Here is a 25,857-nt window from a genome sequence, read left to right as displayed (position 1 = left end):
CGCTGAACAGCCCGTCATCTCACGCGCCGAACAGCGGTTTGCCGCCCCCTGAACGCGTCGATACGATCCCGCGCCTTGCCCTCACGAAAGGACTGCGCGGGTGCCTGCGACAACTGCTTCTTCCTCATCTTCCAATGCCGACCTGCAGCAGCGCAGCCGGCGCCATGTGTGGCATCCGTGCACGCAGAGCATTCGCCTCGAGGCAGTGCCGCCGCTGCCCATCGCGCGCGGCGAGGGCGTGTGGCTCTTCGACCAGGAAGGGCGGCGCTATATGGACGCCACCAGTTCGTGGTGGGTCAACCTGTTCGGTCATGCGCATCCGGCGATCAACGCGGCGCTGAAGGACCAGCTCGACACGCTCTCGCACGTGATGCTCGCCGGCTGCACGCATGCGCCCGCGGTTGAGCTGGCGCAGCGGCTGTCTGCGCTCACAGGGGGCGCGCTCGGGCATTGCTTCTATGCGTCCGATGGCGCTTCGGCGGTGGAGATCGCGCTGAAGATGAGCTTTCATTTCTGGCGCAACGCCGGTCGCAGCGACAAGCGGCGCTTCGTCGCGCTGAAGCACGGCTACCACGGCGAGACGCTGGGCGCGCTGCACGTGACCGACGTGCCAGTGTTCCGCGACGCCTATGCGCCCTTGCTCGCGAACGCGCATCTGGTCGCCTCGCCCGACGCGCGCAATGCCGCTCCCGGCGAGAGCGCAGCCGACATGGCCCGCCGCGCAGCCGCAGAACTCGAAGTGCTGCTGGCCGAGCAGCACGACACCATCGCCGCAGTGATCGTCGAGCCGCTGGTGCAATGCGCCACCGGCATGGCGATGCACGACCCCGAATACCTGCGCCGAGTGCGTGCGCTGTGCGATCGGCATGGCGTGCACCTCATCGCTGACGAGATCGCGGTGGGCTGCGGGCGTACCGGCAGCTTCTTCGCCTGCGAGCAGGCCGGCATCTGGCCCGACTTTCTCTGCCTCTCGAAAGGCATCAGCGGCGGCTACCTGCCGCTGGCGCTGGTGATGGCGCGCGATGCCATCCACGACGCCTTCATCGACGACGATGCGGCGCGCAGCTTCCTGCATTCGCACTCATACACCGGCAATGCGCTGGCCTGCCGCGCGGCGCTGGCGACGCTGGATCTGTTCGAAGCCGAAGACGCGCTGCAGCACAACCGGGACAGGGCGGCGCGCCTGCTGCGGCGCCTGGGCGACGGGCTCGAAGGCCGCGCGGCCGACCATCTGCGGCAGCGCGGAATGATCACCGCCTTCGACGTGCGCGAGCCCGGCGCCCGCTTCGCCGAGCGCTTCCATCTCGCGGCGCGCGCGCAGGGGCTGCTGATGCGGCCCATCGGCAACACCGTGTACCTGATGCCGCCATACGCCATTGGCGACGACGAGATCGACCTGCTGGTCGACGGCACGCTCGCCACGCTGGATGCCGTCGTGGCCACGGACCCGCAGAACCCGCAGAACCCGAAGAAGGAAGGAGCCCGCGATGCCGCGCTTGCTTGACCGCCTGCAGGGCGAGATCGACACGCTCGACGCCCAGTCGCTGCGCCGCCGAAGGCAGATCGCCGAAACCGCCTGCGCCCCGCTGCAGACGCTGACGCTGGCCGGCAGCACCGTACCGCGCACTATGCTCTGCTTCAGCAGCAACGACTACCTCGGCCTCGCGGCCCATCCCGCGCTGGCGAAGGCGTGGGCCGAAGGCGCCGCGCTGTACGGCACGGGCAGCGGCGGGTCGCACCTGATCCTCGGGCACTCGCGCGCGCACGCGCAGCTCGAGGAAACACTGGCCGGCTGGATGTCGCCCTTCATTCCCGAGGCGCGCAGCCTGTTCTTCTGCACCGGCTACATGGCCAACCTCGCGGTGCTGTCGGCGCTCGGCGGGGCGGACGCGGTCATCTTCTCGGAGTCGCTCAACCACGCCTCGCTGATCGACGGGGCGCGACTGGCCAAGGCGCGTGTGGAGCGCTACGCGCATTGCGACGTGGCGGCGCTCGATGCGCAGCTTGCCGCCTGCGACGCGCCGGTGAAGCTCATCGTGAGCGACGCGGTGTTCAGCATGGACGGCAACATCGCGCCAGTGGCCGCGCTGCTCGCGCTGGCCGAGAAGCACGATGCCTGGCTGGTGATCGACGATGCGCACGGCTTCGGCGTGCTCGGCGAAACGGGGCGCGGCGTACCAGAAGCGTCGGGCCTGAATTCGCAGCGGCTGGTGCTGGTCGGCACACTGGGCAAGGCGGCGGGCGTGTCGGGTGCCTTCGTGGCGGCGCACCGCACCGTCATCGACTACCTGGTGCAACGGGCGCGGCCGTACATCTTCACCACGGCCGCGCCACCGGCCGTGGCGCATGCGTTGCTTGCGAGCCTGGCGTTGATCGAAGGCGAGGAGGGCGCGCAACGCCGTGCGCAGCTGAAGGAGCGCATATCTCAACTGCGCCTGGGGGCGGAGGCAGTGCTTCCGGCGGGCGGCAGCGCGTGGCTGCCGGAGTCGCCAACCGCGATCCAGCCGCTGATCGTGGGCGACAACGCGCGCGCGATGCTGACCATGGCGCAGCTCGATGCACATGGGTTGCGCGTCGGGGCGATCCGTCCGCCCACGGTGCCGGCCGGGACGGCACGGATGCGCATCGCGCTGTCGGCCAGCCACACGGAAGCCGACGTCGCGCGGCTGGTCGATGCGCTGGGCGAGGCCCTTGCAAGCCAGCAGCTGAAGGAGGCGGCATGACGCAACAGCGCCGCTGGTTCGTCACCGGCACCGACACCGGCATCGGCAAGACGCTCGTGAGCAGTGCCATGCTGAGCCTGCTGGCCGGATCGGGCCTGCGCGCGGTCGGCATGAAGCCGGTGGCGGCGGGCCTCGAAGAGGTCGACGGTGTCTGGCGCAACGAGGACGTGGAGCAACTGCATGCCGCCGGCAACGTCGACGCACCGCTGGAACTGCGCTGCCCCTATCTGCTGCGCACGCCGATGTCGCCGCACCTCGCGGCAAGGCAGGAGGGCGTGCACATCGCGCTGCAGCCGCTGCTGTCGGCCTTCGAACAGCTCTCGGCGCATGCCGACGCGGTGGTGGTCGAGGGCGTGGGCGGCTTCTGCGTGCCCTTCGGCGACGACCTCGACAGTGCCGGCCTGGCCGTGGCGCTGGGCCTGCCGGTGATCCTCGTCGTAGGCCTGCGGCTGGGCTGCCTCAACCACGCGCTGCTGAGCGCCGAGGCGATCCGCGCGCGCGGCCTGGTGCTGGCGGGCTGGGTGGCGAGCATGGTCGATCCGTCGATGCTCGCGCCGCAGGCCAATCTGCAGACGCTGCGCGCGCGGCTCGGCGCGCCCTTGCTGGGCATCGTGCCGCACCTGGAGAAGCCCGATGCGGCCAGCGCGGCCCGCCACATCGACCTGCGCGCGCTGCGGGCGACGGCGGCGCATGCGGCGCGTCGCCATGCATCGCTGCAGGCGGCTTCAGCCGCGGCGGCCTGATTCTTCCAGCCGCTTGCCGCGAACGCCGCCCTGGCGCTCCAGCATCCAGCCGGGGTACTCGGCCGGCAGGGCGCTCACCTTGTCCAGCGTGGCGAGCTCGTCGGCCGTGAGCTTGATGGCCGTGGCCGCGATGTTGTCGTCCAGCTGCTCCACGCGCTTGGCGCCGATGATCACGCTGGTCACCACCTGCTGGTGCAGCAGCCACGCCAGCGCGATCTGCGCCACCGACACGCCGCGCGCCTCGGCGAGCTGGCGCATCACGTCGATGCAGTCGTAGGCGCGTTCGACGTTCACCGGCGGAAAGTCGAAGCTGGTGCGGCGGGCGCCTTTCTCCGCTTCGGTGTTGCGGCCGTACTTGCCGCTGAGCAGGCCACCCGCCAGCGGGCTCCACACCATCAGGCCGACGTTCTCGCTGCGCAGCAGCGGCGCCAGCTCGCGCTCAAGGTCGCGCCCGGCGATGGTGTAGTAGGCCTGCAGCGACTCGAAGCGCGCCAGCCGGTCGCGCTCGGCGATGCCCAGCGCCTTGGCGATCTGCCAGGCGGCCCAGTTCGACACGCCCACGTAGCGCACATGGCCCTGGCGCACCAGGTTGTCGAGCGCGTGCACGGTTTCCTCGATGGGCGTGACCGGGTCGAAGCCGTGGATCTGGTAGAGGTCGATGTGGTCCAGCTGCAGGCGCTGCAGGCTGGCCTTCACGCCGTCCATGATGTGGAAGCGCGAGGCGCCGGCCGAGTTGACGCCCTTGCTGCCGGTTTCGCCCAGCACCTTGGTGGCCAGCACGAAGCTGTCGCGCGGCACCTTGAGGTTCTTCAGCGCCTGGCCGGTGATGACTTCGGACTGGCCTTCGGAATACACGTCGGCCGTGTCGATGAAGTTGATGCCGGCGTCCAGCGAGCGGCCGATCAGCCCTTCGGCCTCGGACTGCTGCAGGTTGCCGATCTGGCCCCAGATGCCGGAGGAGCCGCCGAAGGTCATGGTGCCCAGGCAGAGTTCGGAAACGAAAAGGCCGGTGCGGCCGAATTTGCGGTATTGCATGGAGAGGTTCCTTTGCAGGGAGGCAGGAGAAAGGAGGGGAGGAAGGGGAACGGGATCTGCCGGAAAAAAGTATCGCGTCGCCGTCCGGCCCGCGGCGAGCGCGTTCCTGCAAAGTATTTGCCTGATTCTCCAGACCTCCCCGCCGGCGCGTGCGAACCGGGGAGAGGAGCGCTAAGCTCCGATCCGCTCATTACTCCAGGGGCTTTTGGGGGCGATTCGCCCATCTGGCCCCCTGTATGCCGGTTCTCGCCGGCTCCTCCATCGTGACAAGGTGCCCGAACATGTCCGACGAAACACCCGAAATCGCAGCAGCCATCGCCCAGCCGATGCCGCTGGAACCCGAACTCGACGCAGCCCGCAAGGAACTGGTGGCGCTCATCGAGCACATCACGCAGGGACAGGAAGGCACGGTCGTCACCGCCGTGCCCGGCCTGCAGGTGTTCTGCATCCGCAAGCCCGAAGGGCCCAAGCACGGCTTCGCGTCCCCCGCGCTGGGGCTGATCGCGCAGGGCTCCAAGCGCATCATCGTGGGCGACGACATCTATGTGTACGACCCGATGCACTACCTCGTCACATCCGTCGACCTGCCGGTGTGCGGCCAGGTCTGCGTGACCAGCGAGCAGGAGCCCTACCTGGGCGTGCGGCTGGAACTGGCCCTGGACGAGATCGGCGACCTCATCGGCGACGAGAAGCTGCCCGCCAAGGCCAACGCGCCGGCCTCGCGCGGCATGTACGTCAACCGCATCGCCATGCCGGTGCTGGAGCCGGTGCTGCGCCTGCTGCGGCTGCTGGACACGCCGGAAGACGTGCCCATCGTGGCGCCGCTCATCAAGCGCGAGATCATGTACCGCCTGCTGGTCAACGGCGAAGGCGCGCGGTTGCGCCAGATCGCGCTGCAGGACAGCCACACGCAGCGCATCACCAAGGCCATCAGCGCGCTGCGCATGAACTACGCGCAGTCGCTGCGGGTGGAGGACATGGCGCGCGCGGTGCACATGAGCGTGTCTTCGTTCCACCATCATTTCAAGGCCGTGACGGCGATGAGCCCGCTGCAGTACCAGAAGCAGCTGCGCCTGCAGGAGGCGCGCCGCCAGATGCTGATCGCCGGCGCCGACGTGGCGAGCGCGGCGCACAGCGTGGGCTACGAGAGCACATCGCAGTTCGCGCGCGAGTACGGCCGCATGTTCGGCGCGCCGCCGCTGCGCGACAAGCGCCGCTGGCTGGGCGAGGCGGGCAACGACGCGATGGGCGCGGCCTCGATGGAAGCGGCCTGAAGCGCCGGCGCGCACCAGCCGCCTTCTAGCACTTGCTGCGATTTCTTGCGCTGACGTGACCATGCACGTTCCGCGGAACTTCGTTATTGTTTTGCCCGCTGCAGCAACACGCCCGCCCGGGCGGGAGAACTCAACAACACGGAGAAATGCATGCTTTGGGAAAAGAAGCTGGCGCAGTGGTGCGCCGCGGTCCGCGCACGCGCCAACCTGCCGGCGCGGCTCACCCTGTGGGACGGCCAGTCCTATGACTTCGGCACCTTCAGCGGGCCCGCCGTCACGCTGCACGTGAAGTCGCCGGCGGCGCTCTCGCTGATGCTGCAGCCCACGCTCGACAACCTGGGCGAGGCCTATGTCAAGAGCAAGATCGACATCGAGGGCAAGCTCAGCGACGTGATCGACATTGCCTACGGCCTTGCGAAGACCTCCATCGACAAGCCCGGTGGCGCGCTGCAGAACATGGCGCGCTACTTCACGCACACCAAGTCGTCGGACAAGAAGTCCATTCAATACCACTACGACGTCTCGAACGAGTTCTACAAGCTCTGGCTCGATCCGAAGATGGTGTATTCGTGCGCCTACTTCGAGAATGGCGACGAAGACCTCGCCACCGCGCAGCTCAAGAAGATCGACCACATCCTCACCAAGATCGAACTCAAGCCGGGCCAGACCCTGCTGGACATCGGCTGCGGCTGGGGCGCGCTGGTGATCCGCGCGGCGCAGAAGTTCGGCGCGCGCTGCGTGGGCGTGACGCTGTCGCAGAACCAGTTCGACCTGGCAACCGAGCGCGTGAAGGCCGCGGGCCTGGAGGACCGCATCGAGATCCGCCTGCAGGACTACCGCGACGTGACCGGCCAGTTCGACCGCATCACCAGCGTCGGCATGTTCGAGCACGTGGGCCGCAAGAACCTGCCCGACTACTTCAAGCGCGTGCAGCAGCTGCTGGCCGACGACGGCGTGGTGATGAACCACGGCATCACCTCGTCCGACCCGGAAGGCGGCGGCGTTTCGTACGGCGGTGGCGACTTCATCGACCGCTACGTGTTCCCCAACGGCGAGCTGCCGCACATCAGCCTTGCGCTGCAGGCCATGCAGCAAGGCGGGCTCGAAGCCTTCGACGTGGAGAACCTGCGCCGCCACTACGCGCAGACGCTGCGCTTCTGGAGCGACGCCTACGAGGCCAACAGCGAGAAGGCTCGCGCGCTGGTCGACGAGGAGAAGTTCCGCATCTGGCGCGTGTACCTCGCGGGCTGCGCCTATGCCTTCGAGAACGACGACGTGGCGATCTACCAGATCGTCGGGCTCAAGGCGGGCAGGGCCGCGAAGACGCTGCCCTGGTCGCGCCGCTACATCTACGACGGTACTTCGGCGCTGAACGCCGCGTGAGAGCGCACGGGCTCGGGCGTCCGAGAGCCCGAGCCGGCGACAGGGGCTCACGCCGTCTATAGCATGCACGGCTCATGACCTCCACGCCCCACAGAACAACAAGCCGCCCACTGGTCATCGCCTCCATCATGGCCTCCATGGCGATGGTGGCCATAGAAGCCACCATCGTCTCCACCGTGATGCCGCAGATCGCCTCCGAGCTGGGCGGCCTGCATCTCTACAGCTGGGTATTCGCCTCCTTCCTGCTGGCGCAGACCGCGATGACGGTGGTGTTCGGCAAGCTCTCCGACCTCTACGGCCGCAAGCCCATCATGTTCGTGGGCATCGCCATCTTCGTCATCGGCTCGGTGCTCGCGGGCTTCTCGTGGTCGATGCCGGCCATGATCTGCTTCCGCCTGATCCAGGGCATCGGCGCGGGCGCGATCCAGCCGGTGTCGCTCACCATCGTGGGCGACCTCTACCCGGTACGCGAGCGCGGCAAGGTGCAGGGCTGGCTCGCGAGCGTGTGGGCCGTGTCGGCGGTGGTGGGGCCGATGATCGGCGCGCTCATCGTGCAGAAGCTCTCGTGGGCGTGGATTTTCTGGGTCAACGTGCCCATCGGCCTGGCGGCCGCCGCTGGCTTCTGGCTCTTCCTGCACGAGGCGCCCACCGTGCGGCGCTCTTCCATCGACATCGTGGGCGCGGTGCTCTTCACCGCCGGCATCGCGTCGCTGATGATCGCGCTCACCGAATTCGGCGTGGGCAATTCGGGCGTGGCGCTCGCGTGGGCCGGGCTCTTCGTGGTCACGCTGGCGCTCTTCATCGCGCAGGAGCGCCGCGCGGCCGACCCGATGGTGTCGCTGCGCCTGTGGGGCGGGCGCATGATCGCCACCGTCAACGGCGCGGCCATGCTCGCCGGCATGGTGCTGATCGGCATCACCACCTTCCTGCCGATTTACGTGCAGGTGGTGCTCGAGCGCTCCTCCGTCACTGCCGGCCTCGCGCTCACGATGGTGATGCTGGGCTGGCCCATCGGCGCCACGCTGACCTCGCGCACCTTCCATCGCATCGGCCTGTGGCGCATGGTGGTGACCGGCGCGGCGCTGATCCCGGTGGGCAGCTCGACCTTCGTGCTGCTGGGCACGGGCAGCTCGCCGGTGCTGCCGGCGGTCGGCTCCTTCATCATCGGCCTGGGCATGGGTGTGATGAGCCTGAGCTCGCTCATCCTCATCCAGGAGGGTGTCGATCTCGCGCAGCGCGGCGTGGCCACCGCCTCGAACGTGTTCTCGCGCAACCTCGGCAGCGCGCTGGGCGCGGCCTTCTTCGGCGCGGTCTTCAACTTCGGGCTCACCCACGGCGACGGCCGCCCGATGTTCTCCGACGAGCAGCTGCGCATGCTGCTGCAGGGCATGCACGGCTCCGTCGCAGGCGACACGGGCATCCGCCTCGCGCTGGGCGGATCGCTGCACCTCACCTTCGTGATGATGCTGGTCGTGAGCCTGGGTGTGATCGCGCTGGCCCTGCTGCTGCCCAGGGAAGGGCTGGTGGAGAGCCGAGCGATCGCGGCCGGGGAGGCCGCTCCGAAGTAGCGGCCGCCGGCTTCAGGCCCCCTGCAGCGATTTCCTCATGTACGCGAGATAGAAACCGGGCGTGTAGTTGTCGATGCGGGCGTATTCCTCGTAGCCCTGCTTCAGGTAGAAGCTGCGCCTGCCACTCGAAGGTGGACAGCTTCGAGTGGCAGGCGCCGAGCGCGATGGCCTGCCGCTCGGCTTCGGCCAGGAGGCGGCTGCCGAGGCCTGCGCCCCGGGCATCTTCCTCCACGAAGAGCACTTCGACATCGAGCCAGTACAGGAACACGAAGCCGCGCAGCCCGCCGAGCAGGCGGCCGCTGTCGTCCCTTGCATCGAGCCGGATGTATTCCTGCTTCGGGTACTCGCCGACGAAGCCGTAGTTGTAGTGGCGCAGCTTGAGGCCCAGTTCGCCGGAGCGAAGCTGTTCCTCGGTAGGGGGCGACAGGGCGACGTTCATGCTGGTGCTGCCTCGATCCTGGGGAGGCGGCATTCTGCCCGCACGCGCGAACCGCATATCGATCCGCGCTTTCCTTCTTTGTGCGCTGCGCCAGCCGTTGATACGGTCTCGCTCTTTGCATTGCGAGGCGATCGACCATGGGCGCGAGGGATTTCGAGCGACATCTTCTTTCCGGAGCGGACGGCTCCGTGCGGCACGAGGCCGACGTCCTGGTGATCGGTGGCGGCCCGGCTGGCGCATGGGCAGCGGTGAGCGCGGCCGCGCAGGGCGCGCGCGTGCTGCTGGCCGACAAGGGCTTCTGCGGCACCTCGGGTGCCACCGCGCCTTCGGGCACGGGGCTCTGGCACGTGTCGCCCGAAGGCACGGCGCGCGAGGAAGCCAAGGCCAGCCGGCTGGCGATGGGCGGCCATCTGGCCGAACACGCCTGGATGGACCGCGTGCTGGAGCAGACCTGGGAGAACGTCGAGCGGCTAAAGGACTGGGGCTACCCCTTTCCCTCCGACGACCAGGGCGCGCTGCGCTGCACCTCGCTGCAGGGCCCCGAATACATGCGGCTGATGCGCAAGCGGGTGAAGGAATCCGGCGCGCGCATCCTTGACCACAGCCCGGCGCTCGAACTGCTGGTGGACGAGCACGGCACCGTCTGCGGCGCCACTGGCGTGAACCGCCAGACGGGCGAGAGCTGGGTGGCGCGCACCGGCGCGGTGGTCATCGCCACCGGCGGCTGCGCCTTCCTGAGCCGCGCGCTCGGCTGCAATGTGCTCACGGGTGACGGCCAGCTGATGGCGGCGGAAGTGGGCGCGGCGCTCTCGGGCATGGAGTTCTCGAATGCCTACGGGCTCGGGCCGGCGTTCTCCTCGGTCACCAAGTCGCTGTTCTACAACTGGGCGACCTTCTACACGGCCGATGGCGTGGCCATCGAGGGCGCAGGCTCCTCGAAGGGGCGCGGCGTGATCGCGCAGACGCTTCAGTCGCAGCCGGTCTTCGCATGCCTCGACCGCGCCGATGCGCAGATCCGCGCGTGGATGCGCACCGCGCAGCCCAACTTCTTCGTTTCCTTCGACCGGCAGGACATCGACCCCTTCACGCAGCACTTTCCCGTGACGCTGCGGCTCGAAGGCACGGTGCGCGGCACCGGCGGCCTGCACCTGGTGGACGACAGCTGCGCGACCTCGGTGCCCGGGCTCTACGCGGCGGGCGATGCGGCGACGCGCGAACTGATCTGCGGCGGCTTCACCGGCGGCGGCAGCCACAACGCGGCCTGGGCGCTGTCTTCCGGTTTCTGGGCCGGCGCGGGGGCGGCGGCCTTCGGGCGCGATGCACGGGCCAGGTCGCAGCGCACCGCACTGCGCGCGGGCGGCGTGGCGCTTTCGACGCGCGGTGCGACGGCCTTCGACAGCCAGGAGGTCGTTCGCGCGGTGCAGGCCGAAGTCTTTCCGTACGAGCGCAACTGGTTCCGTGAAGGCGATGCGCTGCGCGACTCGCTCTCGCGGCTCGATGCCCTGTGGGAGCGCCTGCGCACCAGCGCGCCCGCTGCCACGGCCACCGAGGCGGTGCGCGCACGAGAGGCCGCGGCCATGCTCGCCACCTCGCGCTGGATGTACCGCAGCGCCCTGCAGCGCACCGAGACGCGCGGCATGCACCGCCGGCGCGAGCACGGCACGCTCGATCCGTCGCAGCGACACCGGCTGCTCAGCGGCGGGCTCGACGAGGTCTGGGTGCAGAAGCACGCAGTGAATGAAGGGGTGGACGCATGATCGAAGTCATCAGCGCCGAGCGCTGCACCGCCTGCAACATCTGCGTGAACGCCTGCCCGACGAACGTGTTCGAGGCCGTGCCGGGCGCGGCGCCGCGCATCGCCCGGCAGGACGACTGCCAGACCTGCTTCATGTGCGAGCTGTACTGCCCGGAAGACGCGCTCTACGTCGCGCCGATCGCGGACCGCAGCGCCACCGCCGAGGAGCGCGATGCCGCGGCGGCGGCCCTCATGGGCAGCTACCGCAGCGCCATCGGCTGGGGCCGCGGGCGGCAATCGACCGCTTCGGCCGATGCGAGCTTCGAGCTGCTGCGGCGCGCGCACTGAGCCGCCTTTCCTTTCTTCTCGACTGGGTTTCTCGATGTCCGATCTTCCAAGCCGCCGCCGGTTGCTGCGCGGTGCCGTCGCCGCAACTGCCGCAGCCGCCGCGAGCGCGTTGCCCGTCTTCTCCATCGCCCAGCAGCAGGGCATCGGCAGCCAGGTGCTGCGCCTGGGCTACATCGGCCCCGGCAAGAAACCCGCCAACGCCACCGGCTGGGCACTGCGACAGGGGCACCTGCTGCGCGAGCTGGCGCCGCTGGGCTTCAAGGAAATCACGACACGCAATTTTCCGAACGGCCCCGACCTCAACGAGGCATTCCTCTCGGGCGCGCTCGACGTCGGCATCTACGGCGACACGCCCGCCGTGGTGGCGCGCTCGCGTGGTCTCGACGGCCAGCTCATCGGCTTCGACGCGGTGGGCATGAACGTGTGGCTGCTGACGCCGCGCAATGGCGTGCGCAGCGTGAAGGAGCTCGAAGGCCGTTCCATCGGCGTGGCGCGCGGCTCCTACATGCACCGCTACGTGCTGGGCCTGCTGAAGGAGAACGGGCTGCAGAAGTCGGTGAAGGTGATCCACATGTTTCCGCGCGACGGCGAGGCTGCGCTCGACCAGGGCTCGATCGCCGCCTTCGCGGCGCAGATCGACGTGGGGCCGCTTCTGGCCTCGCGCGGCTATCCGGTGATAGACGAGGCAGAGAAGCATCCGACGCTGCGCGGCACTTCAGTGATCGTCGCATCGGGCAAGGTGCTGGCCGCTGCGCCGGGCCTGCCCGCCGCATGGACGCGCGCACGGCGCACCGCGCTGCAGGAGATCCACCGCAACAGCGCCGACTACTACGCCTTCCATTCGGAGGTGAGCGGCTTTCCGCTGGAGATCGTGAAGGTCTCGCATCCGCTGTCGCACTTTCCAGAGGCGGCATACCCGGCCGAGGGACTGGCGCTGCTCGACGAGGTCAAGAAGTTCCTGCTCGCCGAGAACCTCGTGAGCCGCGATTTCGCCTTGGCCGAATGGCGCGCTTCGCAACAAGCCTGAAGCGCGCGGCGCCTGCTCAGGAATGGCAGACGAAGCCGTCCTTGAGCAGCGTGATCTCGAACTGCAGGTTGCCCGCGCGTGCGCCGCGCGCCTGCGCCAGCGTGCCGTCGGCGCGCCACTGGCGCAGCGCGGCGGCCAGGTAGTCGCGAGAGGCCTCGTCGCCCTGGGGCAGGCGGATGGCGGCGTCGGAAGGCGGGCGCAGGCCGCTGGCCAGCGGCTTGTAGAAGCGCCATTCCTCGTTCTTCAGCAGCCGTTCCAGCACTTGCGCGTCTTCCGCCAGCGCCGTGCATTCGCCGGCCATGAAGGCCGACACCGCATGCACCGACGATGGGTAGCTGCGCGGCTGCGCGCCATAGCGCAGCGAGACCGCGCCGGCATAGCCCGAGCCTTCCCCCACGCAGACCGAAGCGCCACGCAGCGCTTCGGCCTCTTGCACGCGGCCCTTGCGCAGCGCGACCACGAGGCCGCTGCCGGTGTCGTAGCTGCCGGGGGCCGCGTCGATGCCCTTGGGCGCAGCCGTGGCCGGTACGCCTGCCACCAGCAGGTCGACGCGGCCTTCGCGCAAGGCCGCCTCCTGGGTGGCGGTGTCGAGCCCGACCAGTTCGAGCTTCACGCCGAGCGAACGTGCGAGTTCGCGCGCCAGCGTGGCGTCGAATCCGTCGGGCTCGGGTGGCGTGGGTGCTTCGGGAGGGGCAGGGCGGGGATAGCGGCGCACGCCGACGACGAGCGTGCCGCGCTCGATGGCCCTGGCGAGCACCGGGCCCTTGGGCAGTTCGCTCAGCCGGCTGCCCGAGGCCCATGAAGCGCCCAGGCCCGCCAGCGCGGCGGCCGCGGCGAGCGAGGCGCCGGCCAATGCGAACCTGCGAGAGCGCGAAGAAACGGCTTCACTCATCGAGGCTCAGCACCCGCCGCCAGCGCAGCAGCCGCCGCTCCAGCAGCGCAAGAAGGTAGTTGAGCAGCAGCCCCAGAGTCGCCAGCAGCAGGATGCCCGCGTACATGGTCGGTATCTGGAAGGTCTCCTGCGAGTTCAGCGTGAGAAAGCCCAGCCCCGAATGCGCACCGATCATCTCGGCCGCCACCAGCGCCGTGATGCTGTACGCACCCGCCAGTCGCACGCCGGTGAAGATCGAAGGCAGCGAGGCCGGCAGCACGACCTTGAAGAAGACGAAGCGGCGCGAGGCGCCCATCGACAGGGCCGAGTTCACCAGCAGCCGGTCGACCTGCTTCACGCCGCTTACCGTGCTCAGCAGCACCGGCCAGAACGAGGCCCAGAAGATGATCGCCACCTTCGACAGCTCGCCGATGCCCAGGAACAGGATGAACACGGGAAACAGCGCGAAGGCCGATGTCTGGCGGAACAGCTGCAGCACCGGATCGATGATGGCCGCGAGCCTCCTGAACCCGCCCACGAGCAGGCCCAGCACCACGCCCGCGACGCTGGCGAGCACCAGTCCCCAGAGCGAGCGCTGCAGGCTTGCGGCGACATGCTTCCAGAGCTGGCCGTTTTCCAGCAGCTGCACGATGCTCGCGAGCACGGCCGAAGGCGGGCTCAGGTAGGCGTCGCTCACGATGCCCAGGCGCGGCAGCGCTTCCCACAGCGCGAGGAAGAGCACGATGCCGATGCCGCGCTCGGCCACCCGGCCGAGGCTGCGCGCGAGCCTGAAGAGCCGGCTGGGCGGGCGGACCACCGGCGCGTCGAGCACCGCGCTCACGACACCGCTCCTTCGAGCGACCGGGGCCGCAGGCCCAGGTGCACTTCGTCCTTCAGCACTTCCCAGGCGCGCTGGCGCAGTGCGGCGAACTCGCCCGAATGACGCAGCTCCGCCGAGCGCGGACGCGCGAGCGGGATGTCGATGATGTCCTTGATGCGGCCGGGCCGCTGCGTCATCACCGCCACGCGGTCGGAGAGGTACACGGCTTCCTCCAGGCTGTGCGTGATGAACACGATGGTCTTGCGGTGCTGCTCCCAGATGCGCAGAAGCTCGCCCTGCAGTACCTCGCGCGTCTGCGCATCGAGCGCGGCGAAGGGTTCGTCCATCAGCAGCACGTCGGGCTCGTAAGCCAGCGAGCGAGCGATGGCCACGCGCTGCTTCATGCCTCCGGAAATCTCGTGCGGATAGCGTTCGCCGAAGCCGTGCAGGCCGACGAGCTCCAGGTATTGCTGCGCCGTGCGGCGGCGCGCGGCCTTCGCCACGCCGCGGATGTCCAGGCCCACCGCGATGTTGTCGAGCACCGTGAGCCACGGAAAGAGCGCATAGCCCTGGAACACCACGCCCTGGTTGCGGTTGATGCCCGCAAGCGGCTGGCCATCGATGGCGATGCGCCCGCCGGTGCGTTCGGTGAGCCCGGCCAGGATGCCGAGGAAGGTCGACTTGCCGCAGCCCGAGGGGCCGAGCACGGAAAGGAACTCGCCCTCGCGCACGTCGAGGTCGAAGCCCTCGAGCACGCGCACCCGGTCGCTGGCGCCGCGCGCCGCGTAGTCCATCCGCACGTCGCGGGCGGAGATCTTGATGCTCATCGCCGTCGTGCCCCGCTCAGGTCTTCGTGGCGAAGGGGTTGAAATCGTTCGTGTACACGTCCTTCACCGACACCTTGCCGGTGGCGAGCTTGCCCTCGGACTGCAGGATGTCGATGTAGTACTGGATCGGCGGCTCGGTCACCACCAGGTCGTCGACGTAGGCGTAGCGGTCGACGTTCTTCAGCTCCATGTTGATGCGCTTGGCCACCAGCTTGCGGGCTTCCTCGGTGTTGGCGTTGACCCAGTTGCCGGCCTTGGCCAGCGCGGTCACCACGTCGCGCACCGCCTCGGGGTGCTGGCGAATGAACTGGCCGTGCGCGCTGTAGGGCGCCATGCCGCCCAGGCCACCATCGAGGTCGAAGTCGCTCCACAGGCGCACCAGCGAGTCGGCGTTGTCGGCGCGGCCGGAGAAGGGCGCGTGGATGATCGCCAGGTCGGTGTTGCCCGTCACCAGCGTCTGCTCGGCCTGCTCGTCGGGGATGACGACGAAGTTGATCTTGTTCACGTCCACGCCGTGCTGGCGCAGGTACTTCTTGGTGACGAACTCCGCGCAGGCGCCGAAGCTGTTGAAGCCGATGGTCTTGCCCTCCAGGTCCTTCGGCGCGCGGATGCCCGAGTCCTTGCGGACGAAATACTTCATGTGCGGCGCTTCCTGCAGCGTCTTGCCGCCTGCGGCCACCACCTTGAGGTCGGCACCCGATGCAATGGCCGATATCACCAGCGGCACCATGCGGCTGCCGAAGTCGATCTCGCCCGTGCCCACCAGAGGAATGATCTGCGGCGCGGCGATCTTGCCGACGTAGTCGGGGCGGGTGTTGGTGCCCTCGAAGTAGCCGAGCTCGTCGGCCAGGTAGATCAGGTCGAAGGAGGGGTTGTTCGGGTACTTGAACGCGACCTTGTCGCCGGTCTTCTTCACCACGGCCGGGGCGGCGCCGGCAGATGCTGTCTTGCCCTCGTCACGCGAGCAGCCAGCGAGCAGCAGGCCACCGAGGCCGCCGGCGGCGGTCAGCGAGGCGAAGGTCTTGAGCGCGCGGCGGCGCGAGGGAAGGGCGGGAGTGGACGCGATGGACATGGCGGCGCGCCCCGGCGCGGGGGCGGTCTGGGAGTTGGCTAGGCGCCGATGCTAGGAAGCGGCGCGCGCCGGTCCAACGAAGAAAACCGCACATGCATATGCGGCGAGGGATAAGTGCGACAGCCGCGTGGAAATGCTTGCCCCGCGCGAGGTGCGGGGGCATTCTCGAAGGCTTCTCCCGATCTCCTTTCCTCATCCACCGTCAGGACCAGAAATACCCATGACCTACCACGCCGACTCCAAGCGCTACGACGCCATTCCCTACCGCCGTGTCGGCCGCAGCGGACTCGTGCTGCCCGCCATCTCGCTCGGGCTCTGGCACAACTTCGGGGACACCACCTCCATCGCCACGCAGCGCCAGCTGCTGCGCACCGCCTTCGACCTGGGCATCAACCACTTCGACCTGGCCAACAACTACGGCCCGCCCTACGGCAGCGCCGAGACCAACTTCGGCCGGCTGCTGCGCGAAGACTTCAAGCCCTACCGCGACGAACTCATCATCTCCAGCAAGGCTGGCTGGGACATGTGGCCCGGCCCCTACGGCAAGGGCGGCGGTTCGCGCAAATACGTGCTCGCCAGCCTCGACCAGAGCCTGCAGCGCCTGGGCCTGGACTACGTCGACATCTTCTATTCGCACCGCTTCGACCCCGAAACGCCGCTGGAGGAAACCGCCTCGGCATTGGCCCAGGCCGTGCAGCAGGGCAAGGCGCTGTACATCGGCATTTCTTCCTACTCCGCCGGCAAGACGCGCGAGATCGCGGCGCTGCTGCGAGAGTGGAAGGTGCCGCTCTTGATCCACCAGCCGGCCTACAACCTGTTCAACCGCTGGATCGAGAAGGACCTGCTGAACGCCACCGATGAACTCGGCGCTGGCGTCATCGCCTTCACGCCGCTGGCGCAGGGCCTGCTGACCGACAAGTACCTGAGCGGCATTCCGGCCGATGCGCGCATCAACCGGCCCGGCGGCGGCTCGCTGAAGCAGGAGCACCTGTCGGACGCCAACATCGAGCGGGCCCGCGAACTCAACAAGATCGCGCGCCGCCGCGGCCAGTCGCTGGCCCAGCTCGCGCTGACATGGACGCTGCGCGATCCGCGCGTGAGCTCGGCGCTGATCGGCGCGAGCCGGCCGGAGCAGATCGTCGACAACGTGGCAGCGCTGTCGCATGCGCCGCTGAGCGCGGAGGAACTGGCCGAGATCGACAAGTACGCGGTGGAAGGCGGCGTGAACCTCTGGGAGAAGCCCTCGACGGACTTCGCCTGAGCCCGGCCGCCAGCCATTTGCTCATCACGGATCGCATCAGGTAACTTGGAATCCGTCTTTGGCAAAGGCGGGTGCGCTTTGCAGAATCGGCGCAAGCATTCATCCGATTCATTGCCATGCAACTGCGCACGCATTACACCCACCACGTCTCCCCGGCAGCCCAGGCGCGCCATGTCCTGGCCCTCACCGCGAAGGCCTGGCGCATTCCGCCGGCTTCGCCGCATGCGTTGGCTCGCCGCGCACCGCATGGCTACGTGCCGGTGCGGGCGCTTCGGCGGCTGCACGCGGCCGCCATGTTGAGCCTGCTGCCGCATTCGTGGTGAACTCGGCGCCAGGACATCGAACCTGGAGATGACCGGGCATGCTGATCGTTCTGGGTGGCCTGCCGGGCAGCGGCAAGACCACCATTGCGCGGGAGATCGCCGCGCAGCTGCCTTGCGCATACCTGCGCATCGACACCATCGAGCAGGCACTGCGCTCTGCCGGTGTTCCCGCTGGTGAGATCGGGCCGGCTGGCTACGTCGTGGCCTACGGGCTGGCGCGTTCCAATCTTTCGCTGGGGCAAACGGTGCTGGCCGACTGCGTGAACCCTTTGCCCGTCACGCGCGAGGCCTGGCGGGCCGTCGCGGCGGATGCCTCTTCACACATCGTCGAAGTCGAGATCGTTTGTTCGGATGCTGCCGAGCATCGGCGCCGCGTCGAGCGGCGAAGCATCGACATACCCGGCCTCGAGCGGCCCACATGGGAGTCCGTGCAGCGGCACGACTACGAGCCATGGACCGAGCCGCACCTCGTCATCGACACCGCGACCGTGAGCGCGCGAGAGGCCGCGCAGATCATTCTTTCCCGCACGCACAACTGAGCATTCAGCAGATATCGATATAGGAATTCAGCGCAAACGGTGCGCGCAATGCCCAAGAGAATTCGCAGCAATTCTTCATCAAGGGGCGTCAGCCACCGCATACCGTGTCCTATTCGCTGTCCCTGCTCGACAAGAGCCTGATCCCGGAAGGCGCCGACGCCGCACAGGCGTTCCAGCACACCATCGCGCTCGCGCAGACGGCGGAGCGGCTGGGCTACCGGCGCTACTGGCTCGCCGAGCACCATGGCAACAGGAACTACGCGGGCTCCGCGCCCGAGGTGCTGGCAGCGCACGTGCTCGCGAAGACTTCACGCATCCGCGTGGGCACGGGCGGCGTCATGCTGCAGCACTACAGCCCGTTCAAGGTGGCCGAGACTTTCCGCGTGCTGGCCTCGCTGGCACCGGGCCGCGTGGACATCGGCATCGGCAAGGCTCCAGGCGGGCTGCCGCTGACGAGCAAGGCGCTGCAATGGCTGCACGATCCGGCGAAGACCAGGAGCGAGGATTTCGGCGTGCGGCTGTCCGAGCTAGATGCCTTCCTGCACGACGGCATCGCCTCCGGCCACGCGCTGGCCGGCGCGGTCGCCACGCCCAATCCACCGCAGCTGCCGCAGCGCGTGCTGCTCGGCGGCAGCCCTGAAAGCGCGGTGCTCGCCGCGCGACTGGGCTGGCAGTTCGCCTATGCGGGGCACTTCAATGGCGATCCGGTGAACCTCGCGCAATCGGTCGATGCCTACCGCGCGGAGACGGGGCGCGCGCCGCTGCTCGCGCTCTTCGCTTTCGCAGCCGAGACGAGCGAGAAGGCCGCCGAACTCGTGGGCGCACTGCGCAGCTTTCGCGTGCACCTGCCCACCGGCCAGAGCGTGAACCTGCCCAGCCTCGAAGCCGCCGCCGAGTTCGCGCGGCAGGCAGGCGTGAGCGACTACCGCACCGAGGAACGCCGCCCGCATGTGATCGCCGGCACCGGCGAAGAGGTGCGCGATGCGCTCGACGCGCTCAGCGAGCGCCACGGCATCGAGGAGTTCGTCATCGACATCCCGGTGGCCGCCTTCGCAGAGCGGCGCGCGTCGGTCGAGCTGCTCGCCAAGGAGCGCGAACAGGCGCGAGAACAGGCGCCCGTGCCGGCCTGAGGCTTCCATTTCCTTTTTCCCGAAAACGACAACGAGAAGAGAGCGATCGTCATGAGCAACATCAGGTTCGGCGTCATGCTGCAAGGGGCCGGCAGCCACATGAACTCCTGGAAGCATCCGGGCGGGCCGGCCGACGCCAGCGTCAACCTCGGCTTCTACGTGCGCACCGCGCAGAAGGCAGAAGCGGCGGGCATCGCCTTCGCGTTCGTGGCGGACGGGCTCTACATCAACGAGAAGTCGATACCGCACTTTCTCAACCGCTTCGAGCCGATCTCGATCCTGTCGGCGCTCGCCACGGTGACTTCGAAGATCGGCCTCGCCGGCACCGTCTCCAGCTCGTACAGCGACCCGTTCACGGTGGCGCGCCAGTTCGCCTCGCTCGACCTCATCAGCGGCGGACGCGCAGGCTGGAATGTGGTGACGACGCCGCTGGAAGGCAGCGCGAAGAACTACAGCCGCGCCCACCCGGAGCACGCGCTGCGCTACGAGATCGCCGACGAGTACCTGGCCGTGACGCAGGGCCTGTGGGACAGCTGGGACGACGACGCCTTCGTGCGCGACCGCGAGAGCGGCCGCTTCTTCGAGCGCGACAAGCTGCACACGCTGGACCACAAGGGCCGCTTCTTCGAAGTGTCGGGCCCGCTGAACATCCAGCGCTCGCTGCAGGGCCAGCCCGTGATCTTCCAGGCCGGCTCGTCGGACGCGGGCATCGGGCTCGCGGGCAAGTACGCCGACGCGGTGTTCACGCACTCGCCTTCGCTGGAGGACACGCGCTCCTTCCTGCGGCAGGTGAAGGCCAGCGCCGTCGCGCAGGGCCGGCAGGCCGACGACGTGAAGATCTTCCCCGGCATCGGCCCCGTGGTCGCGGCCACCGAGGAAGAGGCCGAGGCCAAGTACCGCGCCATCCGCGAACTGCTGACGGTGGAGGAGGCGCTGGCCTATCTCGGCCGCTTCTTCGACCACCATGACTTCAGTCAGTACCCGCTGGACGCGCCTTTCCCCGAGCTGGGCGAACTGGGCCGCAACAGCTTCCGCTCGACCACCGACCGCATCAAGGCCAACGCGAAGGCCAAGGGCCAGACGCTGCGCGAAGTGGCGCTGGAAGTGGCGACGCCGCGCACGCAGTTCGTGGGCACGGGCGAGCGCATCGCCGACGAGATCATCCGCTGGGTGGACGAGGGCGCGGCCGATGGCTTCATCCTCGGCTTTCCGGTGCTGGGGCAGGGCCTGGATGATTTCATCGAGTTCGTGATACCGGTGCTGGAGGCGCGCGGGCGCTACCAGCGCGAACTGCCCGGGCAGACGCTGCGCGACCACCTGGGCCTGCCGCGCAAGGAGAGCCGTCACGCGGCACATGAAGTCGTGCCCGCCGTGCGGAAGGCTGCGTGATGAGCGAACAGTTTCTCTACACCACGCCGCTCGATCCGCGCGCGAAGCCGCTGATCGAAGGACTGACCTTCGAGTACGACAGCCGCTATGGCGACGTGATGCGCGAGCCGGGCCAGCCGCGCGAGATGGAGCGCTACCCCGCCGAGGTGTTCACGCCCGTGCATGGCGGCAACTTCGTGCTGCTGCTGCGCGACGGTGTGGCCATCGGCGGCGGCGCCTTCATGCGCCACGACGAGCGCACCGCCGAACTCAAGCGCGTGTGGACGCATGCCGATCTGCGCCGACAGGGACTGGCCAGCAAGGTGCTCGCCGAACTGGAGGCGGAGGTGCTTCGGCAGGGCTACGAGCGCATCTATCTGACGACCGGCTTCCGCCAGCCCGAGGCCGTGGGCCTGTACCTGGGCCATGGCTACACGGCGCTCTTCGGTCCGCCCATCGATCCGGAGACGCCGCGAAAGCTGCCTTTCGAGAAATACCTGGACACCGGGCGGCAGCACGCCCCTTCGGCTTCTGGGCAACTGGTCGGAGCGGCGCAGCGATGAACACCACCGTCCTCGACGCGGCCGCCGAGCCGATGAACCCCACGCCGGTGCGCGCGCCGCAGCCGCAGCGTTCTTCCGCACCCCCGGCCAACGGCGACTATTCGCACTTCCGCGTCGTCCCGGCCCGCTACCCGGCGCGCACGGCCGGCACCATCTTCGCGGTGCTGGTCATCGGCATCGTGCTGCATTCGACGCTCACCAACCCGCGCTGGGGCTGGGGCGTGTTCGCCCAGTGGTTCTTCGCCGAGCCGGTGCTGCAGGGGCTGGGCCGCACACTGCTGCTGACGGCGCTGGGCGCGCTGCTGGGCTTCTTCTTCGGCACCGCGCTGGCGCTGGCACGGGTGTCGCGCTCGCCGCTGCTTGCGCGGCTGGCGTGGGTCTTCACCTGGATCTTCCGCTCGGTGCCGGTGATCGTGCTGCTGCTGATCATCAACAACCTGGGCTATCTGTACGAGACGGTGACTCTGGGCATACCGGGCACCGACGTGACCTTCTTCTCGTACCCGACCACGCAGCTCATCAGCCCCTTCGTGGCGGCGCTGCTGGGCCTTACGCTGAACCAGGCGGCCTTCGCCTCGGAGATCGTGCGAGGCGGCATTCTTTCGGTGGAGCAGGGGCAGCTGGAGGCGGCTGCGGCGCTGGGCCTGTCGCGCGGGCGGCAGTCGTTCCGCATCGTGCTGCCGCAGGCGATGCGGACCATTCTGCCCACGGCCTTCAACGACATCATCGGGCTGGCCAAGGGCACCTCGAACCTTTACATCCTGGCGTTGCCGGAGCTGTTCTACACGATCCAGATCATCTACAGGCGCAACCTGGAAGTGATTCCGCTGCTGATGGTGGCCACCGTGTGGTACCTCATCATCCTCACGGGGCTGTCGGTGGTGCAGCACTATGTGGAGCGGCATTTCTCGCGCGGGGCGCTGCGCAATCCGCCAAGCTCGCGGCTGGGCCGGGTAGTGAGCAGCCTGTGGCGTTCGAAGGTTTCGCGGCCGGCACTCGTGGTCGACGGGCCTGCCACCGATGCGTCCGCGCAGGTCGTACCGCGCTGGACCGACCCGCTCACGCAGGGCGGCGAGGTCAGGATCCACGGCGTGTCGAAGAGCTTCGGCGCACTCAAGGTGCTCGACGACGTGACGCTGACCGTGGGGCGGGGCAGCGTGACCGTGATCCTCGGCCAGTCGGGCTCGGGCAAGTCGACGCTGCTGCGCGCCATCAACCACCTGGAGAGGGTGGACGACGGCTTCATCTCCATCGACGGCGAGCTCATCGGCTACCGGCGCGACGAAGACACGCTCTACGAGCTGCACGAGCGCGACATCCTGAAGCGTCGCGTCGACGTTGGCATGGTGTTCCAGAACTTCAACCTGTTCCCGCACCTCACGGTGCTGGAGAACATCGTCGAGGCACCGATCTCCGTGCGCGGCCTCTCGCGGCCTGAAGCCGAGGCACTCGCTTCCGAGCTGCTGGTGCGCGTGGGCCTGGGCGACAAGACGCATGCCTATCCGAGGCAGCTCTCCGGCGGCCAGCAGCAGCGCGTGGCCATCGCCCGCGCGCTGGCGCTCAAGCCCAAGGTGCTGCTGTTCGACGAGCCCACTTCGGCGCTCGACCCCGAGCTGGTGGGGGAGGTGCTGGCCGTCATCAAGGAGCTGGCGCGCTCGGGCACCACGCTGCTCATCGTCACGCACGAGATCGGCTTCGCCCGCGAAGTGGCCGACACCATCGTCTTCATGGAGCGCGGCCGCATCCTGGAGACCGGTTCGCCCGACAAGGTGTTCAACGCGCCGGAGCATCCGCGCACGGCCGAGTTCCTGGCCAAGGTTCTCTGAACCGACTTTCTCTCTTCTCTCACCGCACAGACCTTCATGACCCATCGACGAAACATCCTGTCCGTTCTTGTTGCCGCGCTGCTGGCACCGCTGGCCGCCACGGCCCAGCCCGCCCCTGACCTGAGCCCCGAGCAGCCCGGCCGCCCGCGCGCGCAGAAGATCGACGAGGCCGTCCGGCTCGCGAAGGACTTCAAGTTCCAGAAGGAAGGCGTGCTCGTCGTCGGCACCACCACCGGCCGGCTGCCGTTCGCCGCCTATGCGACCGACACGAAGACGCCGGTGGGCAACGCACCCGACATCGCCCAGCTCGTGGCCGACAGCCTCGGCCGCAAGCTGGAGCTGGTGTCCACCGCCTGGGCCGACTGGCCGCTGGGCCTGCAGTCGGGCAAGTTCGACGTGGTGGTGTCGAACGTGACGGTGACGGAGGAGCGCAAGGAGAAATTCGATTTCTCCACCTACCGCAACGACCAGATCGGCATCTACGTGAAGTCGGACAGCAAGCTCGGCGCCATCAAGGAGCCCAAGGACATCGCGGGCCTGAAGGTGATCGTGTCGGCCAGCACCAACCAGGAGCAGATTCTTCTGCGCTGGAACAAGCAGAACCTGGCGGCCGGCCTGAAGCCGGTCGAGATCCAGTACTACGACGACGATGTGGTGCAGCGCCTGGCGATCCAGTCGGGCCGCGCCGATGCCTACGTGGGCCCGAACGCCATCGCGGCCTACGAGGCGCGCGACGGCAAGACGAAGCTCGCGGGCGTGTTCTCGGGCGGCTGGCCGCAGACCGCTGAAATCGCCGTCACCTCGCGCAAGGGCTCGGGCATTGCAGAGGCCGTCACGCTGGCGCTGAACACGCAGATCAAGAATGGCAACTACGCCAAGGCGCTGTCGCGATGGAGCCTGGAGTCGGAGGCCATCGCGGTGTCGCGCACCAATCCGCCGGGCCTGCCGAAGAACTGATGTGATGGCCATGACGCTCTTCAAGCCCACGTCCATCGCCCGCGGTCTCGTTGTTGCATTGGCATTCGTGGCCGGTGCTGCCCATGCCGCCGACAAGTTCGACTTCAGCCCCGAGCAGAAGGACCGCCTGCGCGGCCAGAAAGACGCCGAGGCGGTCAACGCGATTCCGCCGAACTTCAAGTTCGTGAAGGCGGGCGTGCTGACCATCGGCATCGCGCCGTTCGCGGCGCCGATCTCGACCTATGCATCGGACGCGAAGACCGTCGTCGGCTTCGACCCCGACTTCGCGCTTCTCATCGCCGACGCATTGGGCCTCAAGCTCGACCTGCAGCCCATTGCCTGGGCCGACTGGCCGCTGGGCCTGAGCTCAGGCAAGTACGACGCCGTGATCTCCAACGTGGGCGTGACCGAGCAGCGCAAGGAGAAGTTCGACTTCTCCACCTACCGCCTCGGCCTGCACGGCTTCTATGTGAAGACCGACAGCGCCATCAAGTCGATCAGGGAGCCGAAGGACGTCGCGGGCCTCAAGCTGACGACTGGCGCCGGCACCAACCAGGAGCGCATCCTGCTGGAGTGGAACCGGCAGAACGTCGCGGCGGGCCTGAAGCCGGTCGAGATCCAGTACTACGACGACGATGTGACGCGCACGCTGGCGGTGGTCACCAAGCGGGTGGACGCCAATTTCAATCCCAACGCGCCGCAGGCCTACGAGGCCGCGAAGAACGGGCAGATCAGGCTGGTGGGCACCGTCAACGCGGGCTGGCCGCTGAAGTCGGACGTCGCCGTCGCCACGCGCAAGGGCAGCGGGCTCGCGGTGGCGCTGACCACCGCGACCAACAACCTGATCCGCAACGGTACCTATGGCAAGGCGCTCGCGCGCTGGAGCCTGGCGGAGGAAGCCCTGCCGAAGTCGGAAACCAATCCGCCCGGCCTGCCGAAGTTCGCGCCGTGAGCAGCATCCGCCATCTCGCCTTCCTGACGCCGGGCAACTACGCCGAGGCCGACCCACTCGCCGGCCTCGAAGCCGCGCTGAAGCTCTTCGAGTTCGGCGAGAAGCACGGTTTCAACAGTGCCTGGGTGCGCCAGCGCCACCTGGAGCGCGGCGTGTCGTCGGCCGCGACCTTCCTGGCCGCCGCCACGCAGCGCACCCGCCGCATCGAACTGGGCGCGGCGGTGATCCAGATGGGCTACGAGAACCCGTTCCGCCTCGCCGAAGACCTGGCCACGGTCGACGTGCTCTCGCGCGGCAGGCTGCAGGTGGGCCTGAGCGCGGGCGCGCCGCTGCATGGCACCTTGCTGGGCAACCGCTTCCACGACGTGGCACCGAACACAGTCGACTACAGCCACAAGCGCGTGGGGAGGCTCAAGGCCAACCTCGAAGACACGCTGCAGGGCGACGAAGAAACCTTCGTGGAGTCGGCCGGCGGACGTGTGCGGCCGCGCGTGCAGCCGTATGCGCCGGGCCTGACGGGGCGCCTCTGGTACGGCGGCGGGTCGCTGCGCTCGGTCGAATGGGCAGGGCGCAACGGCTTCAACCTGCTGCTGGGCAACGTGCTCACGGGCGAGAACACCGACGACTTCCTGCAGGCGCAGCTCGGCCTCGTCGAACGCTACAAAGCCAGCGAAGCGGATGCCGGCAAGGGCAGGGTGGCGCTGGGCCGCGTGATCGTGCCGCTGGACGGCGCCGATGCCGCCACCCGCAAGCGCTACCGCGAATTCGCGGCAGGACGCGTCGAACGCACGCGGGCACCGCAGGGCGAGCGGCGCACGCTGTTCGCGAGCGATCTCGTCGGCAGCTCCGACGAAATCCTGGAGCGCCTGCGCCGTGACCCGGTGCTGCCGCTGGTGAGCGAACTGCGGGTGGAGCTGCCCTACAACTTCGGCAGCGAAGACTACGAACAGATATTGACCGACCTGTCCCGCCGCATCGCGCCGGAACTCGGTTGGCGCGCGCTTTGAGTTCGAGGAGGAAAACGGGGAAGCAAGAGTAGGCAGGAGTTGAGTTCGAGGTGAGTCGGAGTCGGG

25 protein-coding genes are annotated in these 25,857 nt (G+C 68.4%); 19 read left to right on the top strand and 6 right to left on the bottom strand.

Features of this window, described 5'->3' with window-relative positions:
* Window positions 1-100 precede the first annotated feature (100 nt).
* From AC1VNX_RS17835 to bioD, 3 genes are read left to right on the top strand one after another with little or no spacing between them, the layout of a single operon-like run.
* The gene (locus tag AC1VNX_RS17835) at window positions 101-1,504 is read left to right on the top strand and encodes an adenosylmethionine--8-amino-7-oxononanoate transaminase (RefSeq protein WP_483157961.1); all 1,404 of its coding nucleotides are present in this window, start codon (window positions 101-103) and stop codon (window positions 1,502-1,504) included.
* The gene (gene bioF / locus AC1VNX_RS17830) at window positions 1,488-2,723 is read left to right on the top strand and encodes an 8-amino-7-oxononanoate synthase (protein WP_483157959.1); all 1,236 of its coding nucleotides are present in this window, start codon (window positions 1,488-1,490) and stop codon (window positions 2,721-2,723) included. Before AC1VNX_RS17835 ends, bioF begins: the two co-directional genes overlap by 17 nt.
* Window positions 2,720-3,466: a dethiobiotin synthase gene (bioD, locus tag AC1VNX_RS17825; protein ID WP_483157957.1), complete on the top strand. Its 747-nt coding sequence runs from the start codon at window positions 2,720-2,722 to the stop codon at window positions 3,464-3,466. Before bioF ends, bioD begins: the two co-directional genes overlap by 4 nt.
* Here bioD and AC1VNX_RS17820 read toward each other — a convergent pair.
* Window positions 3,449-4,501, bottom strand: a complete 1,053-nt coding sequence (locus AC1VNX_RS17820; protein ID WP_483157955.1) for an aldo/keto reductase — start codon at window positions 4,499-4,501, stop codon at window positions 3,449-3,451. The genes bioD and AC1VNX_RS17820 overlap by 18 nt on opposite strands.
* Before the next feature lie 281 nt (window positions 4,502-4,782).
* Here AC1VNX_RS17820 and AC1VNX_RS17815 point away from each other — a divergent pair, with 281 nt between their 5' ends.
* The 3 genes from AC1VNX_RS17815 to AC1VNX_RS17805 all read left to right on the top strand — a co-directional run bounded on the left by AC1VNX_RS17815 (window position 4,783) and on the right by AC1VNX_RS17805 (window position 8,726).
* Window positions 4,783-5,775 carry an AraC family transcriptional regulator gene (locus AC1VNX_RS17815; protein WP_483157953.1) on the top strand — a complete coding sequence of 331 codons (993 nt, stop codon included), beginning with the start codon at window positions 4,783-4,785 and terminating at the stop codon, window positions 5,773-5,775.
* A gap of 150 nt (window positions 5,776-5,925) precedes the next feature.
* Window positions 5,926-7,158: a class I SAM-dependent methyltransferase gene (locus AC1VNX_RS17810; RefSeq protein ID WP_483157951.1), complete on the top strand. Its 1,233-nt coding sequence runs from the start codon at window positions 5,926-5,928 to the stop codon at window positions 7,156-7,158.
* A 74-nt stretch (window positions 7,159-7,232) separates the two neighbouring features.
* Window positions 7,233-8,726 carry an MFS transporter gene (locus AC1VNX_RS17805; RefSeq protein ID WP_483157949.1) on the top strand — a complete coding sequence of 498 codons (1,494 nt, stop codon included), beginning with the start codon at window positions 7,233-7,235 and terminating at the stop codon, window positions 8,724-8,726.
* On the opposite strand, the gene AC1VNX_RS17800 is transcribed toward AC1VNX_RS17805, so the two are convergent.
* Window positions 8,608-9,165, bottom strand: coding sequence for a GNAT family N-acetyltransferase (locus tag AC1VNX_RS17800; protein ID WP_483157947.1), 558 nt, complete (start codon window positions 9,163-9,165; stop codon window positions 8,608-8,610). The genes AC1VNX_RS17805 and AC1VNX_RS17800 overlap by 119 nt on opposite strands.
* 137 nt (window positions 9,166-9,302) lie before the next feature.
* Between AC1VNX_RS17800 and AC1VNX_RS17795 the strand changes: the two genes are divergently transcribed.
* From AC1VNX_RS17795 to AC1VNX_RS17785, 3 genes are read left to right on the top strand one after another with little or no spacing between them, the layout of a single operon-like run.
* Entirely contained in the window at window positions 9,303-10,922 is a 1,620-nt protein-coding gene (locus AC1VNX_RS17795; RefSeq protein ID WP_483157945.1) for an FAD-dependent oxidoreductase, read from the top strand.
* Window positions 10,919-11,248 (top strand): 4Fe-4S binding protein, encoded by a 330-nt coding sequence (locus tag AC1VNX_RS17790; protein WP_483157943.1) that lies wholly within the window; start codon window positions 10,919-10,921, stop codon window positions 11,246-11,248. The genes AC1VNX_RS17795 and AC1VNX_RS17790 overlap by 4 nt, the downstream gene beginning before the upstream one ends.
* 34 nt (window positions 11,249-11,282) lie before the next feature.
* Window positions 11,283-12,275: an ABC transporter substrate-binding protein gene (locus AC1VNX_RS17785; RefSeq protein ID WP_483157942.1), complete on the top strand. Its 993-nt coding sequence runs from the start codon at window positions 11,283-11,285 to the stop codon at window positions 12,273-12,275.
* A gap of 16 nt (window positions 12,276-12,291) precedes the next feature.
* On the opposite strand, the gene AC1VNX_RS17780 is transcribed toward AC1VNX_RS17785, so the two are convergent.
* The 4 genes from AC1VNX_RS17780 to AC1VNX_RS17765 are packed head-to-tail and all read right to left on the bottom strand — an operon-like array spanning window position 12,292 to window position 15,865.
* The gene (locus AC1VNX_RS17780) at window positions 12,292-13,167 is read right to left on the bottom strand and encodes a substrate-binding periplasmic protein (protein WP_483157940.1); all 876 of its coding nucleotides are present in this window, start codon (window positions 13,165-13,167) and stop codon (window positions 12,292-12,294) included.
* Complete coding sequence (locus AC1VNX_RS17775; RefSeq protein ID WP_483157938.1) at window positions 13,160-13,987, bottom strand: ABC transporter permease; 828 nt, start codon at window positions 13,985-13,987, stop codon at window positions 13,160-13,162. Before AC1VNX_RS17775 ends, AC1VNX_RS17780 begins: the two co-directional genes overlap by 8 nt.
* Window positions 13,984-14,793, bottom strand: coding sequence for an ABC transporter ATP-binding protein (locus tag AC1VNX_RS17770; RefSeq protein ID WP_483157936.1), 810 nt, complete (start codon window positions 14,791-14,793; stop codon window positions 13,984-13,986). Before AC1VNX_RS17770 ends, AC1VNX_RS17775 begins: the two co-directional genes overlap by 4 nt.
* 16 nt (window positions 14,794-14,809) lie before the next feature.
* Window positions 14,810-15,865, bottom strand: coding sequence for an ABC transporter substrate-binding protein (locus AC1VNX_RS17765; protein WP_483157934.1), 1,056 nt, complete (start codon window positions 15,863-15,865; stop codon window positions 14,810-14,812).
* Between the two features lie 220 nt (window positions 15,866-16,085).
* Here AC1VNX_RS17765 and mgrA point away from each other — a divergent pair, with 220 nt between their 5' ends.
* From mgrA to AC1VNX_RS17715, 10 genes are all read left to right on the top strand, one after another.
* Window positions 16,086-17,126 (top strand): L-glyceraldehyde 3-phosphate reductase, encoded by a 1,041-nt coding sequence (gene mgrA / locus AC1VNX_RS17760; RefSeq protein WP_483157932.1) that lies wholly within the window; start codon window positions 16,086-16,088, stop codon window positions 17,124-17,126.
* Window positions 17,127-17,242: 116 nt separating this feature from the next.
* The gene (locus AC1VNX_RS17755) at window positions 17,243-17,449 is read left to right on the top strand and encodes a hypothetical protein (RefSeq protein ID WP_483157930.1); all 207 of its coding nucleotides are present in this window, start codon (window positions 17,243-17,245) and stop codon (window positions 17,447-17,449) included.
* Between the two features lie 38 nt (window positions 17,450-17,487).
* On the top strand, window positions 17,488-17,988 hold the full coding sequence (locus AC1VNX_RS17750; RefSeq protein ID WP_483157928.1) for a P-loop nucleotide/nucleoside kinase family protein: 501 nt from the start codon (window positions 17,488-17,490) through the stop codon (window positions 17,986-17,988).
* A 104-nt stretch (window positions 17,989-18,092) separates the two neighbouring features.
* Entirely contained in the window at window positions 18,093-19,118 is a 1,026-nt protein-coding gene (locus tag AC1VNX_RS17745) for an LLM class flavin-dependent oxidoreductase (RefSeq protein ID WP_483157926.1), read from the top strand.
* A gap of 51 nt (window positions 19,119-19,169) precedes the next feature.
* A complete protein-coding gene (locus tag AC1VNX_RS17740) occupies window positions 19,170-20,507 on the top strand; it encodes an LLM class flavin-dependent oxidoreductase (RefSeq protein WP_483157924.1) in 1,338 nt (445 codons plus the stop codon).
* Complete coding sequence (locus AC1VNX_RS17735; RefSeq protein ID WP_483157922.1) at window positions 20,507-21,049, top strand: GNAT family N-acetyltransferase; 543 nt, start codon at window positions 20,507-20,509, stop codon at window positions 21,047-21,049. Before AC1VNX_RS17740 ends, AC1VNX_RS17735 begins: the two co-directional genes overlap by 1 nt.
* A complete protein-coding gene (locus AC1VNX_RS17730; protein WP_483157920.1) occupies window positions 21,046-22,875 on the top strand; it encodes an amino acid ABC transporter permease/ATP-binding protein in 1,830 nt (609 codons plus the stop codon). The genes AC1VNX_RS17735 and AC1VNX_RS17730 overlap by 4 nt, the downstream gene beginning before the upstream one ends.
* Before the next feature lie 36 nt (window positions 22,876-22,911).
* Window positions 22,912-23,832 carry an ABC transporter substrate-binding protein gene (locus tag AC1VNX_RS17725; protein WP_483157918.1) on the top strand — a complete coding sequence of 307 codons (921 nt, stop codon included), beginning with the start codon at window positions 22,912-22,914 and terminating at the stop codon, window positions 23,830-23,832.
* 4 nt (window positions 23,833-23,836) lie between these two features.
* Window positions 23,837-24,784, top strand: a complete 948-nt coding sequence (locus AC1VNX_RS17720) for an ABC transporter substrate-binding protein (RefSeq protein WP_483157916.1) — start codon at window positions 23,837-23,839, stop codon at window positions 24,782-24,784.
* Window positions 24,781-25,791: an LLM class flavin-dependent oxidoreductase gene (locus AC1VNX_RS17715; protein WP_483157914.1), complete on the top strand. Its 1,011-nt coding sequence runs from the start codon at window positions 24,781-24,783 to the stop codon at window positions 25,789-25,791. The genes AC1VNX_RS17720 and AC1VNX_RS17715 overlap by 4 nt, the downstream gene beginning before the upstream one ends.
* The last annotated feature ends 66 nt before the right edge of the window (window positions 25,792-25,857 follow it).

Source organism: Variovorax sp. TLI9-5A, from assembly GCF_056867935.1.
The sequence above is the reverse complement of the archived record's forward strand: the minus strand, read 5'-3'. Positions and strand labels throughout refer to the sequence as shown.

Bases quoted from the DNA above. Each gene is read 5' to 3' on its own strand.
- AC1VNX_RS17755 (WP_483157930.1), top strand. From the start codon at position 17,243: ATGCAACTGCGCACGCATTACACCCACCACGTCTCCCCGGCAGCCCAG.
- AC1VNX_RS17815 (WP_483157953.1), top strand. From the start codon at position 4,783: ATGTCCGACGAAACACCCGAAATCGCAGCAGCCATCGCCCAGCCGATG.
- AC1VNX_RS17780 (WP_483157940.1), bottom strand. From the start codon at position 13,167: ATGAGTGAAGCCGTTTCTTCGCGCTCTCGCAGGTTCGCATTGGCCGGC.
- AC1VNX_RS17725 (WP_483157918.1), top strand. From the start codon at position 22,912: ATGACCCATCGACGAAACATCCTGTCCGTTCTTGTTGCCGCGCTGCTG.
- AC1VNX_RS17765 (WP_483157934.1), bottom strand. From the start codon at position 15,865: ATGTCCATCGCGTCCACTCCCGCCCTTCCCTCGCGCCGCCGCGCGCTC.
- AC1VNX_RS17770 (WP_483157936.1), bottom strand. From the start codon at position 14,793: ATGAGCATCAAGATCTCCGCCCGCGACGTGCGGATGGACTACGCGGCG.
- AC1VNX_RS17800 (WP_483157947.1), bottom strand. From the start codon at position 9,165: ATGAACGTCGCCCTGTCGCCCCCTACCGAGGAACAGCTTCGCTCCGGC.
- AC1VNX_RS17820 (WP_483157955.1), bottom strand. From the start codon at position 4,501: ATGCAATACCGCAAATTCGGCCGCACCGGCCTTTTCGTTTCCGAACTC.
- bioF (WP_483157959.1), top strand. From the start codon at position 1,488: ATGCCGCGCTTGCTTGACCGCCTGCAGGGCGAGATCGACACGCTCGAC.
- AC1VNX_RS17785 (WP_483157942.1), top strand. From the start codon at position 11,283: ATGTCCGATCTTCCAAGCCGCCGCCGGTTGCTGCGCGGTGCCGTCGCC.
- AC1VNX_RS17735 (WP_483157922.1), top strand. From the start codon at position 20,507: ATGAGCGAACAGTTTCTCTACACCACGCCGCTCGATCCGCGCGCGAAG.
- AC1VNX_RS17795 (WP_483157945.1), top strand. From the start codon at position 9,303: ATGGGCGCGAGGGATTTCGAGCGACATCTTCTTTCCGGAGCGGACGGC.
- bioD (WP_483157957.1), top strand. From the start codon at position 2,720: ATGACGCAACAGCGCCGCTGGTTCGTCACCGGCACCGACACCGGCATC.
- AC1VNX_RS17810 (WP_483157951.1), top strand. From the start codon at position 5,926: ATGCTTTGGGAAAAGAAGCTGGCGCAGTGGTGCGCCGCGGTCCGCGCA.
- AC1VNX_RS17750 (WP_483157928.1), top strand. From the start codon at position 17,488: ATGCTGATCGTTCTGGGTGGCCTGCCGGGCAGCGGCAAGACCACCATT.
- AC1VNX_RS17730 (WP_483157920.1), top strand. From the start codon at position 21,046: ATGAACACCACCGTCCTCGACGCGGCCGCCGAGCCGATGAACCCCACG.
- AC1VNX_RS17805 (WP_483157949.1), top strand. From the start codon at position 7,233: ATGACCTCCACGCCCCACAGAACAACAAGCCGCCCACTGGTCATCGCC.
- AC1VNX_RS17720 (WP_483157916.1), top strand. From the start codon at position 23,837: ATGGCCATGACGCTCTTCAAGCCCACGTCCATCGCCCGCGGTCTCGTT.
- mgrA (WP_483157932.1), top strand. From the start codon at position 16,086: ATGACCTACCACGCCGACTCCAAGCGCTACGACGCCATTCCCTACCGC.
- AC1VNX_RS17740 (WP_483157924.1), top strand. From the start codon at position 19,170: ATGAGCAACATCAGGTTCGGCGTCATGCTGCAAGGGGCCGGCAGCCAC.
- AC1VNX_RS17790 (WP_483157943.1), top strand. From the start codon at position 10,919: ATGATCGAAGTCATCAGCGCCGAGCGCTGCACCGCCTGCAACATCTGC.